Origin of the sequence: Flavobacterium algoris (assembly GCF_048158525.1) — a bacterium.
Lineage (GTDB): Bacteria > Bacteroidota > Bacteroidia > Flavobacteriales > Flavobacteriaceae > Flavobacterium > Flavobacterium algoris.
This window is the reverse complement of sequence record NZ_JBLNKT010000002.1, coordinates 13,462-26,803: the sequence shown is the minus strand read 5'-3', so window position 1 is coordinate 26,803 and position 13,342 is coordinate 13,462. Positions and strand designations below refer to the sequence as shown.

Genomic DNA, 13,342 nt, shown 5'->3' with positions numbered 1-13,342 from the left:
CCTGAAATTACTCTAAAATTGTTATTTTTATAATCATAAACCGTATGTCAAGAAGAGGCTGTTTTATACTACTGGCAAGTTTTATAGGTATACTGAATTCCTGTAATTCATCAGAAGGGGATAGAAAGAAAATTTCTATTGGATTTTCACAAAGTGTTGGTGACGATATTTGGAGAACATCGATGAATCATGCCATGGAAGTTGAAGCTTCACTTCATCCAGAGGTTAGCTTGAAAATTTATAATGCGAATCGTCAACCCAAAAAACAGATTCATGATATTGAAAAGTTTATTGAAGATAAAGTAGATGTCATCATAGTTTCTCCTTTTGAATCAGATTCGATTGTCCCAGTGATAGAAAAAGCAAAGATTAAAGGGATTCCGGTAATCGTAGTGGACAGAAAAGTAAATACGAGTAATTACACCGCATATTTAGGTGCAGACAATATCGAAGTGGGACGATTAGCGGGTAAACATCTCGTTTCAATTTCTAAAGGACATGCTAATGTGATTCAAATTTATGGGGATTTAAATACATCGCCTGGTTTAGAAAGAAGTTTGGGGTTTAAGCAAATTGTTAAACAATATCCTGGTATTAAAGTTTTTGACATCGATTCAGATGACTTTGGGCATCCCAAAACAAATTATATAAAGTTATTAGATAGTCTGTCTAATATTGATTACGTATATGCCTTTAATGATTTAATTGCGTATAACGCATGGAAAATTGCCAAGGATAAAGGAGTAGATAAAAAAATAAAATTTATAGGGGTTGATGGACTTAATGGACCATTCGGAGGGATTCAATATGTTAAAGATAAAATTTTAGAAGCAACTGTTTTATATCCAACAGGCGGAAGCGAAGCGATACGATTAGCGTTGAAAATAGTCAATCAAGAAATAGTTCCTAAAAATAATAAATTGAATACGATATTGATTGACTCTCTTAATGCAGATATAATGAGCAATCAATTTGATAAAATAACAATCCAACAATCTGATATTGAACAACAACAAAAGATTATTAAAAATCAGGAAAAAAAATATTCAACTCAGAGTAATCTTCTGAGACTTTTAATTTCTTTATTTATAATTGTGCTAAGTTTAGCTATTTATAGTATTTATTCTGGAATTACAATTCGTCGTAAGAAGAAAGAATTGGAAGAGACAAACAAAAAAATTGTTAGCCAAAGAAATGAAATTGAAAAATTTTCTGAAGAATTAAAACTAAGTAACGAAGCAAGACTTAATTTTTTTACAGGTTTGTCTCATGAATTCAAAACGCCTTTAACGTTGATATTGAGTTCTATAGAATCTTTGGGAAATGAATTTAGAAATAAAGGGGTTTCCGTGAATAAGGAAATAAATTTGATGTATAACAACTCCAGAAGGTTACTCCGGTTAATTAATCAATTATTAGACTATAGAAAAACAGAGGATCAAAAATTTACTTTGAGAGCATCAAAAACTAATATTTTAGATTTTTCAAAAAGTATTATTAGTGATTTTGATCGGGAAGCGAAGAAAAGAAATATTGATTTTTCATTGACAACTAACAATCCGGAATTAGAAGTCTATATGGATCGAAATCTTATGGATAAAGTCTATTTTAATTTGTTGTCAAATGCCTTTAAATTTACTCCTGAAAAGGGTAAAATTTCGATTGTAATAAAAGAAGATAAACCCAATAGCACTGTTAAAATTCACTTTAAAGATTCAGGTATAGGGATTCCAGAAAATGAGTTGAAGGAGGTTTTTAATGCTTTTTATCAGGGTTCAAATAATTACAGGAACAGTTCTGGAATAGGGCTTCATTTGTCAAAAAGTTTTGTCGAGCTGCACAATGGAAAAATAGAGATTAATTCAAAAAATGGAGCGGAATTTATAATTACATTACCATTAGGAAAAGAACATTTGGACGAAAAATACATAATAAAAGAGCCAATGCTAGATTTTGTCCATGAACCGGATTATTTGGATTCCGAGTTTATTCAGACTGTTGAACCCAAAAACACCGAAGATAAATATTCGATTCTTTATATAGAGGACAATACCGAGCTTTTAGATTTTGTATCTCATAAGTTTTCTGCTGAGTATACTTTTTTTGCTTCTGATGGTACCAATGCAATTGAAAGAGCATTGGAATTAATTCCCGATATTATTATCTGTGATTTGAATTTGCCTGAAAAGAATGGTTTTCAGATTTGTGAAATACTCAAGAAAGATTTAAGAACGTCACATATTCCTATTATAATGCTTACTGCTTCGGATAATCAAGATTCTTATTTGAAGGCTCTAGAAAGTGGTGCCGATATCTTTTTGACAAAACCATTCAATTTGAAAGTATTGGCGCAATCTATTAAAGGATTGCTCTTTAACAGAGAAAAACTTCGATTTTATTATACCAATAATATTTTAAATATTGAGGATGGTGATTTTGGTGTTTCTGAACAAGATTTTCTAAGAAAGTTGAATGATCTTATTGAAAAAAACTTGGATAATTCTGCTTACACTGTTGAAGATCTTGCACGAAGTTTAACTATTTCTCGGGTGCAATTGTATCGAAAAGTGAAAGCTATATTAGGAATTAGTGTAAGTGACCATATTAATAATATGCGATTAGATAAGTCAAAGGAGCTACTGAAAAAGTCAGAATTAAACATTTCAGAAATTGCATACGCGGTTGGTTTCTCCTCACCAAATTATTTTTCAACTTCCTTTAAAAATAAATTTGGAGTTACGCCTAAAGAATATAAAAGTAAAAAGTAGATTATTTTCTATGGAACTATTTTCTTCCTAACAAAAATAGCGTAACATAATCGTACTTTATGTAACATAAGAGCAGCTACAACGAAGTAGTTGCTTTTTTTGTTTATATCTAATGTATTGATAATTAATATTTTGAATTATTTCATAAAGCATTGTATGAAACCACACCATTCTTGATATAAAAGCCGATTTTTTAAAAATATCTTAGTAATTGAATTTAAGATCTAAACATAATTAATTTTTTGTTTGATTTTAAATTGGATCAGCGAAAGCTTTTGGGAGTTTTTTATTTCCTTTAATTGATTTCGTTTTGCTGATAAAAAATATTTACTCTGAGAGTATCAAATCTTTTTGCGCACTCATAATTCTCGTAAACCATTCAAATATGAAAATAAATCGCACGTTTTTATGCCTTCCACTTTGTTTAGCATTATTTAATAATTGCACTAAAGAGGGTAAACCAACTGAAACCCCTATTGCAGAAACAAACGCTCCGGCGTGTCAAACTGCTAATGAATCGGATAATACGTATCGGACATTCTTTAAGCCTTCTGTGGGTTGGGTTGGTGATCCCATACCATTTTATGAAAATGGTATCTTCCATCTTTTCTATTTGTACGATGCAAGAAATACAATGTCCACGTTTCACCCATGGTATAAGGTAACTACGTCTGATTTTGCAACGTTCACCGACACTAGTGAAATGATAGCTACAGGAACTGCAAATCAGCAGGATGGTGCATTGGGAACCGGATCCGTTTTTAAATTAAATGGAATTTATTACGCATTCTATACAGGTCATAACGGAAATCTTGATCCTAAAGAAAAAATTATGCTTGCAACGTCTACGGATTTAAAAAACTGGACCAAAGATCCTTCCTTTTTATTGCAGGCTTCTTGGGGATATGATCGCAATGAATTTAGAGATCCAATCGTCATAGAAGATAAAAGTACAGGAACGTATAAAATGTTGATTGCGACACGTTCTGAGGTTGGTTTAGTTTCTAACAGCACTGTGCCATGGCGAGCAGTAATCGCGCAATACAGTTCTACGAATTTGAGAGATTGGACTTTGGAAAAGCCATTTTATGAGGATACAACTACCTTTATAACAGAATGTCCTGATGTGTTCACGATGGGTGATTATCAGTATTTGATTTACTCAAATATTGATGATCGAATGGTACACTATAAATACCGTTTACTGACTGCCAATACTTGGATTACTCCCGTAAATAGTGCGTTAGATGGAATTGCTTTCTATGCTGGAAAAACAGTTGCCGATGGCATCAACCGGTATATAGCAGGATGGTGTCCTACTAAAAACAAAAACAGTGATGCCGCTATTTTTGATTGGGCTGGATCGCTTGTGACGCATCGACTTGTCCAGCATCCGAACGGAAGCTTTGGGATGACTATACCGGATGGTGTCAACAACAAATTTAGTGTTAATGAAGTTTTAAATGCGAAAATAGGCTTTGGAACTACAAAGCAAGGAGATACCTATACATTGAAGGATAATGCATCTGAAAAAGCATTTTCAGTATTTGACAGAGAAACTGGAGCATTTAAAATTAAAACACATATAAAAGCGACATCATCCACTCAATTCGGTTTTGAATTTGGAACGTGTGAAACGCGAAATGAAGTATTTGCCATTGTATTCGATTTAGCCAAAAATCAATTAAGATTAGATAAGGTTATAAAAAATGCGTCGTCCTTAAATCTAACGCAGCTTCCGCTAAATGCCCCAGCTAATAAAGAGTTTGATATTACAATCATTTCTGAAAATTCGGTATGTGTGGTGTATATTAATGACGAAATAGCTTTTACGAACCGTATTTATAAAATGAATCAAAATCCGTGGGCTATTTTTGCTGATAATGGTGAAGTCACTTTTTCAGACTTAAAAATTTTTAAATAAAAGCGTGCTATAGAAAGGGTGTCTTAGGCTTTCCAAAAGCTTTGGGCTCACTAAAGAACAAATTCTGTTCGTTTTTTGAATAAGTTATTACATGCTCTTTCACTTTTATTAGTTACAGACTAAAATCAGGGCCATCAAAATCTAATTTTGATGGTTTTTTTATGGCTGCATTTCAATGTACTAATTAGAAAGCTTACGTACTGATGTGATTGCACTGAACTCCAGTTCAAGTGCTTTTTGCGGAGTGATGCGCAGCAGAATTATATGTCGGACTGTTTGAATTCCAAAGGGCTTTGTTCTCGCTGCAATTCCTATGCATCGATTCTAAAAACGCTTTGAATCCTTAGGGTATCCTGTATTTCATCTGCGTAAATCTTTAGTATACTGTAATAGTGTAAAATTACCTGATAGATTCATTTTTTTATCGATTATTTTTAAACTTTATGTAAAAATAAATTTAAAATTTTATTAATTGAATAAAATTCATCAAGTGACTTTTTTTTATTCCTGAATATCTATTTTTTTTTTAAAATACGTGTAACATAATTGTAACATGTGTAACATAATCGAACTACAACGAAGTAGTCATTTGTTTATTTTAAATTGTAACTATTTGATAATAAGTGTTTTGTTGTTTATTCGCTATTGCGAAACAGTATTAAATAAAATTGTAACATCCTCAAAATAAAAGCAAAATTTATGCAGATATCTTAGCAATCTAATTTAATATTTTTTGATAATGAAAAAAATTATTGTTTGGTCTTTAATTGCTTCACTAGCAGGGTTTCTTTTTGGATTTGATACCGTTGTTATTTCAGGAGCTGATAAAAAGCTACAAGTTTTATGGAATTCCTCCGATGCTTTCCACGGAACAGTAGTTATGGGAATGGCTTTGTGGGGTACCGTTTTCGGAGCAATATTTGGTGGTATTCCAACCAATAAAATAGGAAGGAAGAATACACTGTTATGGATAGGAATTTTATTCTTCATTTCGGCTATTGGTTCAGCCATGGCAAATAATCCATTTGTTTTTGCCGCATTTAGATTTATTGGGGGCCTTGGGGTTGGAGCATCAACAATAGCTGCACCCGCTTATATCTCTGAAATTGCTCCTGCAAAAGATAGAGGTAAACTGGTTGCTTTCTATCAGTTTAATATTGTTTTGGGAATTCTGGTTGCTTTCCTTTCCAATTACTTATTAAGGAACATGGGTGAAAACTCCTGGAGGTGGATGATGGGGGTACAAGCAATTCCATCTTTTATTTATACCGTATTTATTTATACGATTCCCAAAAGCCCAAGATGGCTCTTGTCTAAATCCAGAAATGAGGAAGCTAAAAAAGTCTTACAGTTAATGGGACAAGAAGCCGACTTTGAAAAAATGATGACAGAGATTAACCAGCATACTAACGATACGACTATTTCCAATGAAAATATTTTCATGAAAAAATATCGCACTCCTTTGATTTTAGCCTTTTTTATAGCGCTGTTTAACCAATTGTCTGGTATTAATGCCTTCTTGTATTATTCACCCAGAATTTTTCAAGAAGCTGGTTTGGGAGAAAGTACCGCTTTATTGAGTAGTATAGGAATTGGAGCCATAAACTTAGTTTTTACGCTAATTGGTGTTTTTTTAATTGATAGATTAGGGCGAAAAGTCTTAATGTATATCGGTTCGGTAGGCTACATTATTTCACTTTCTCTTGTTGCCATGGCCTTCTTTTTCCATTGGCAAGGAATGGCGGTTCCCATCTTCTTGTTTTTATTTATTGCTTCCCATGCAATAGGTCAGGGAGCCGTAATCTGGGTTTTTATTTCAGAAATTTTTCCGAATCATCTTCGAGCATCAGGGCAAGCTTTTGGAAGCACAACGCACTGGGTTTTAGCAGCAATAATTCCATCTCTAATTCCTTTTTTGTTTTCGACGATAGGCCCTGGAGTTGTGTTTTTATTTTTCGCAGTAATGATGGTTTTCCAACTTGTGTTTGTTGCGGTTTTGATGCCGGAAACCAAAGGGATTTCCTTGGAAGAATTAAGTAAAAAATTAATAAAAAAAGAAAATTATGATTACAGTAACTAAAAAAAGATACTTCTTGTCGATATGTTGTGTAATGGGATTACTGACTTTATTTAGTTGTAAAGAATCTTCCCTTTTGGATAAAAGAGTGTATTCTGAGGAAGAACTTTACAGACCAAATTTTCATTATACCCCCAAAAAAGGATGGATGAATGATCCCAATGGTATGTTTTTTTATAATGGCTATTATCATCTTTTTTACCAGCATTATCCAGATTCAAATGTATGGGGCCCGATGCACTGGGGCCATGCAATAAGTAATGATCTTATTACTTGGACTGAAAAGCCAATAGCTATTTATCCAGATGAAAAAGGATATATTTTTTCGGGAAGTGCTGTAGTTGATTTAAAAAACACCTCTGGTTTTGGTAGTTTACAAAATCCACCTATTGTGGCCATGTTCACTTATCACAATCCTGTAAAAGAGAAAGCAGGGGAAGCAGGTGTTCAATCACAAGGAATTGCTTATTCATTAGACGAAGGCTTGACTTGGACCAAGTATGAGAAAAATCCAGTTGTTAAATTTCCTAGTGTAAAAGATTTTAGAGATCCAAAAATGACTTGGGATAATGTCCATAAACAGTGGTTAATGGTTTTAGCAGCAGGGGATAAAACGATGTTTTATAGCTCTAAAAACTTAAAAGATTGGCAGTTACTTTCTGATTTTGGTAAAAACATTGGGGCTCATGGCGGTGTTTGGGAATGTCCAGATTTTTTTCCCATGCTTATAGATGGTTCCGATGAATATAAATGGGTGCTTTTGCTAAGCATAAACCCTGGAGGTCCTAATGGAGGTTCTGCTACTCAATATTTTGTTGGAGATTTTGATGGTACCACATTTACATTGGATGAATCCTTTTCTCAGGATTTGAAACAGCATAAATCACTTTGGATTGACTACGGAAGAGATAATTATGCGGGTGTTACTTGGTCAAATATTTCAGAAACAGATGGCAGAAAGTTGTTTACAGGTTGGATGTCCAATTGGCAATATGCGAATAAAGTTCCTACTGAGAAATGGAGAGGGAGTATGACGCTACCAAGGGAATTAAAACTTATAAAAGCAGGAAATCATTTCAGAGTCTCTTCTCAGCCAGTCAAGGAATTACAAAATTATGTGTCAAAGACCATAAAAAAAGAGGTGCTTAAAATTGAAAAAAAAACGGTGTTGATTGATAAATCGCTGATTGATTTATCAAGAGTGGATATTCGATTTACAATGAAGAACTTGAAAAAAGACGTCTATACTTTTTCACTTTCCAATAATGCTAATAACACGATACATTTTGGTATCAATACAAAAGACAAGTACTTTTTTATCGATAGAAGAAAATCAGGGGATTTGTCTTTTTCAGATGTTTTTGCAAAGCAAATTTCTAAAGCTCCGTTTACCGAAGATTTTGATAAAATGGATGTACGAATACTAATTGATAAAACCTCAATAGAAGTATTTTACAATAATGGACAAACAGTTATGACCGAAATATTTTTTCCAGAAAAACCAATGGAAACATTTTCAGTCATTAAAGAAAATTTCAATTTCAAGATTGAAAATTTAATAATTAACCAACTAAAATTTAACTAAACTATCTAAATTATGAAACAAAAAATCATCCTCTATTTAATTTTAATGGGTTCCTTTTTTTCCCTTGCGGCCCAGAACATAGGAATAAAAGGAGTGGTAACCTCTTCCGAAGACGGAATGTCACTTCCCGGAGCTACAATTACGGCCTCCGGAACAAAAAATGCTACCACGACAGATCTGGATGGTCATTATGCGCTTAACAATGTAGATAAAAATACTACTTTGGTATTTAGTTTTACAGGTTTTGCAAGTCAAACAATCAAAGTTAACGGTCAAGAATCGATAAATGTTGTTTTAAAACCGGAGTCCACCAATTTAAACGAAGTTGTAGTAGTAGGATATTCAAAGGAGAGAAAAGTAGATGTAACAGGAGCCGTTACGGTGGTAGATTTAAAACCGATTGCAGGTCAAAGTATGAGCTCTGGAAATGCTATGCAGGCTTTACAAGGGAGAGTTGCTGGATTGACCATTGAAAAATCGGGTGACCCAAGTGGAGCAAATAGCAGAATATTAATCAGGGGTGTGAGTACGCTTGGAAATACAGATCCTTTGTATGTAATTGATGGAGTTCCTACGGTAAGACCGGAAGTATTTGCCAGCTTGAGTCCAAGTGCTATAGAATCAGTTCAAGTATTGAAAGATGCTTCTGCTTCCTCTATTTATGGATCTAGAGCTGCAAATGGTGTTATCATTGTAACAACAAAGAATGCTGCAAAAGGAGTGATGAGTGTTTCTTACAGTACTAATGTTTCAGTGCTTTCTGAGAAAAAGCAACGTTATAAAATGCTTAATGCACTGGACAGAGGAAAGGTTTTGTGGCAGGCATCAGTTAACGATCATGCAGATCCAGCTGGCGGGTATGGCGAGATCTATAATTTTGATTGGAATCATGATTTTAATAACCCAGTGTTAAACAGCGTAACTGTTAAACCTTATGTTGGCGGGGATACCAATGTGCCTGTCGGAGATACTGATTGGCAGAATACGATGTATAAAACGGGATTGCTAATTAACAATGATTTATCGGTATCCGGTGGGTCTGATAAAGCAAATGCAGTGTTGAATATGGGTTATTTAGATAATTCAGGAATGTTGAAATATACCAATTATGAAAGGTATTCAGCAAGACTTAATGCCAATTTTAAGTTGTTCAATGATAAAGTTAGATTTGGTGTGAATTCTCAATTTACACAGTCTAACGAAAGAAGTGCTGCCAATGATGTAGGAAATGCACCAACACCAGGTTTAGCCATAACTTTGGCACCAACTATTCCTGTATTTACAGCCTCTGGTGAGTATGCCGGACCATTAGGATCGGGTTATTCAGATAGAAATAATCCTTTATTGATGCAATATTTGAACAGATGGGATAACAGCAAAAAAGTCTCTTTGTATGGAAATGTCTTTACAGAAATAGATCTGTTAAAAAATCTTACCTTCAGAAATAGTATCGGAATGGATTTTAATGATTTCAATAGAAAAGACATTGAGCCAACTGTAAGCAATGGGTTTGTTAATAGAAGTACCAATAGTTTGACTTTTGATACCAATAAATATTCAAGTTTAACAATTTCAAACACGTTAAGTTACAACTTGAAAGTTTCAAATCATAAAATTGGAGTAGTTGTAGGGACTGAATCGACTAAAACTGATTTGAATACTTTATATGCTCGTGCTGAAGGATTTGCAGTAGAATCAGAATCCTATTTTACGCTTTCTGCAGCTACAGGAGCCAGAACTAATAATGGTATTTCAACAGGAAGCAGGTTGCTTTCTCAGTTTGGTAAAGTGAATTATGCATTTTCAGACCGGTATTTGGCTACGTTTACTATACGAAGAGATGGTTCGTCTAGATTTGGACAGGACAACAGATATGGGATTTTTCCGGCTGCTACTGTAGGTTGGAAGATTAATAATGAAGATTTTTTCAAAAATATAAAAGCCGTTTCAACCCTTAAGCTACGTGCTGGTTATGGAGAAGTGGGGAATCAATCTATTGGGGATAATGCTCGTTTTGGTTTGTATGAAGCGCGATACGGATCGAATCAAAATGTATATTTTCCTGATTTTTTCAATATCTATTATAATGTTGGAACTGCCTATGATTTGAATGGAACTAATACTGGGAATTTACCTTCTGGTTTTGTATCTATACAAGCCGCTAATTCAGGTTTAAAATGGGAGACTACGAAAGAGGTTAACGTAGGTCTTGATTTTGGTTTTTTCGAAAATAAATTATCAGGTTCCTTTGACTATTTTTCAAGACACACCGTTGGGATTCTAATTAAACCACCAGTTGCATCTGCTGTAGGAGAAGGGCAACAGCGTTTCGTAAATGGCGCTTCCACTGCAAATAAGGGTTGGGAACTTACCGTAGGATATGCTGATAAATTAGAAAATGGATTGTATTTTAATGTTACTACAAATTTTGGTGCAACAAAAAATAAAATAACAGATTTACCGGCAGAAGTTAGGGCAGCATATCCTGGGACTGCTTTAAATTCCATAATCGGTCATTCCCAATTTGAAGTTTTTGGTTTTAAAACCGATGGATTATTCCAAAGCCAAGCTGACATCGATTCTCATGCGACTCAAGTAGGTTCTAGATTGGGAGGTATAAAATTTGTTGACATCAATGGTGATGGTGCTATAAATTCGGATGATAGAACTTTTATTGGAACAACACTTCCAAAATTAGAATATGGTATCAATATTAGTTTAGCGTATAAGAACTTTGACTTCTCCATTTTTGGTTCTGGTGTAGCCGGAAGAATTGGGGTTGATCCTTATATTTACTGGAATAATTTTGTTCAAGGTAGAGATAATGCTGGTCCGGGAACGTTTAATGCTTGGACACCAACCAATACCAATACGGATGTGCCGTCTCTTTCTTTGGCACATAATGACAGCCAAACTTCAGATTATCTTTTTAGAAATAATTCCTATTTTAAACTTAGAAATCTACAAATTGGATATTCTCTTCCTGACGGTTTAGTCAGTAAAACGGGATTCATAACTAGATGTAGAGTGTATGCGCAAGGGGAGAATTTATTCTGGTTTACTCCAAAGGGTTACATAGGGTCAGATCCAGAGCGAACAGATGTTAATAGAATACCGGTACCTACTACTTTATCATTAGGTGTAAACTTTAATTTTTAATTAATTCTCATGAAAAAATATAATAAAATAGTTATCAGCTTTTTGTCCGTCTTATTTTTGACATCATGTAGCGCAGATTTTTTAGATTATGAACCTACCGGAGTATTATCTTCCGGGAATGTGGCAACAGCAGGAAATGCAGATGCCCTTGTTAACGCTGCTTATGCTGCAATTGGCAATGATGAAATGGTGGGGCCAATAACACACCAATGGGTTTATGGAAGTGTACGATCAGATGATGCTTACAAAGGTGGAGGTGGTCGCGGCGATGTTGACGTTATAGACCGTTACGAACAATATAATCTAACAACTCCGGATTATGGAGATTGGATGTTACCTAGAACTTGGACGAATCACTATAAAGCGATTTCAAGAGCTAATTTTGCTTTATCTGTAATCAATGCAATTCCTGATGCGGATTATCCGTTAAAAAAAGTGAGACAAGCGGAATTACGCTTTTTAAGAGCACATTCTCATTTTATGTTGAAATTGCTGTTTAAGAAAGTTCCTTTTATAACAGAAGATTTAACTCAGGAACAGATTTTAAAAACGTCTAATGATTTGTCAAATGAGGATTTGTGGAATAAAATTGCAGATGATTTTCGTTTTGCTTTCGATAATTTACCGCAATCACAGGATCAAGTGGGAAGGGCTGATAAAAATGCAGCAGCTGCTTATTTAGCAAAATTAAGATTGTATCAGGCTTACGAACAAAATGATACACATCAAGTTACAAGTATTAATGCAGCTCGATTACAAGAAGTTATTGATTATGCTGATAAAGTAACCGGAAGTTTAGAACCGGATTTTGGGAATAACTTTTTAGATGGTCATGATAATGGATCAGAATCTATTTGGGCAGTTCAGTTTTCTATCAATGATGGAACCAATACAGGAAGAGTAAGTTTTGTGACTGGGTTAAATTCTCCTCATGGTACGCCACTTTATGGATGTTGTGGTTTTCATATGGCAAGCCAGAATATGGTAAATGCTTTTAGAACAGACGCTAATGGTTTACCATTATTGGATACTTTTAATAATTCAGATATTTTTAACGCAGTTGATGGCAGTGGAAATGCTCCGCTTGCTGCAGGTGTTACTGTTGATCCAAGAATTGACCATACGGTAGGCGTTCCCGGAAGACCATTTAAATACAAAAATACTCTGAAAGCTACTGGTGATATGGTTTACAAATTCAGTTGGGCTAGAGATCCTGGAGTTTATGGATACTTTGGAAATATGAAAGAGCAGCAATCCCCGGATTGTTCCTGTTATGTGAAAAATGGACCATTCATTGGTACTTCAAAAAATGTTGATTTTATAAGATATGCTGATGTGCTATTATTCAAAGCAGAAGCATTAATACAATTAAACAGATATACTGAAGCATTACCTATAATTAATCAAGTTAGGGCAAGAGCTGCAGCGAGTACAACAATGCCTTTGGCAGCAGGAGCTTCAAATGTTTATAAAATTGCTCCATACGCTTCTTTTCCTTCAAAAGATTATGCTATGAAAGCACTTATGTTTGAAAGACGATTGGAGTTTGGAATGGAAGGTCCTCGATTTTTTGATCTTGTTAGATGGGGTAAAGCAGAACAAGTTTTGAACGCTTATCTTGGTGTAGAAAAAACAAAGAAAGATTTCCTTTCCAATGCGCATTTTACTGCAGGTAGAGATGAGTATTATCCAATACCTCAAAGAGAAATTGATTTTACTGGAGGTTTATACAAACAAAATCCAGGATATTAAAAATAAGGTTAATTATAATGTTTGTTTGGTTAGTGTTTTAAATTAGGTTAAAGGCAAGTTTTAAACTTGCCTTTAAT

At 34.2% G+C, this 13,342-nt stretch carries 6 protein-coding genes; all 6 read left to right on the top strand.

The window, feature by feature from the left end; translation table 11 throughout:
- The first annotated feature begins 44 nt into the window (after positions 1-44).
- Positions 45-2,768 (top strand): hybrid sensor histidine kinase/response regulator transcription factor, encoded by a 2,724-nt coding sequence (locus ACM55I_RS01110; protein WP_416844948.1) that lies wholly within the window; start codon positions 45-47, stop codon positions 2,766-2,768.
- Between the two features lie 385 nt (positions 2,769-3,153).
- Complete coding sequence (locus tag ACM55I_RS01105) at positions 3,154-4,692, top strand: glycoside hydrolase domain-containing protein (RefSeq protein WP_416844947.1); 1,539 nt, start codon at positions 3,154-3,156, stop codon at positions 4,690-4,692.
- Between the two features lie 739 nt (positions 4,693-5,431).
- Positions 5,432-6,772, top strand: a complete 1,341-nt coding sequence (locus ACM55I_RS01100; RefSeq protein WP_416844946.1) for a sugar porter family MFS transporter — start codon at positions 5,432-5,434, stop codon at positions 6,770-6,772.
- Entirely contained in the window at positions 6,756-8,354 is a 1,599-nt protein-coding gene (locus tag ACM55I_RS01095; protein WP_416844945.1) for a glycoside hydrolase family 32 protein, read from the top strand. Before ACM55I_RS01100 ends, ACM55I_RS01095 begins: the two co-directional genes overlap by 17 nt.
- Before the next feature lie 12 nt (positions 8,355-8,366).
- Complete coding sequence (locus tag ACM55I_RS01090) at positions 8,367-11,513, top strand: SusC/RagA family TonB-linked outer membrane protein (protein ID WP_416844944.1); 3,147 nt, start codon at positions 8,367-8,369, stop codon at positions 11,511-11,513.
- A gap of 9 nt (positions 11,514-11,522) precedes the next feature.
- Positions 11,523-13,265 carry a RagB/SusD family nutrient uptake outer membrane protein gene (locus tag ACM55I_RS01085; RefSeq protein WP_416844943.1) on the top strand — a complete coding sequence of 581 codons (1,743 nt, stop codon included), beginning with the start codon at positions 11,523-11,525 and terminating at the stop codon, positions 13,263-13,265.
- Positions 13,266-13,342: the final 77 nt, after the last annotated feature.

Coding starts and splice junctions, on each gene's coding strand:
- ACM55I_RS01100 (WP_416844946.1), top strand. CDS start 5,432: ATGAAAAAAATTATTGTTTGGTCTTTAATTGCTTCACTAGCAGGGTTT.
- ACM55I_RS01105 (WP_416844947.1), top strand. CDS start 3,154: ATGAAAATAAATCGCACGTTTTTATGCCTTCCACTTTGTTTAGCATTA.
- ACM55I_RS01095 (WP_416844945.1), top strand. CDS start 6,756: ATGATTACAGTAACTAAAAAAAGATACTTCTTGTCGATATGTTGTGTA.
- ACM55I_RS01085 (WP_416844943.1), top strand. CDS start 11,523: ATGAAAAAATATAATAAAATAGTTATCAGCTTTTTGTCCGTCTTATTT.
- ACM55I_RS01110 (WP_416844948.1), top strand. CDS start 45: ATGTCAAGAAGAGGCTGTTTTATACTACTGGCAAGTTTTATAGGTATA.
- ACM55I_RS01090 (WP_416844944.1), top strand. CDS start 8,367: ATGAAACAAAAAATCATCCTCTATTTAATTTTAATGGGTTCCTTTTTT.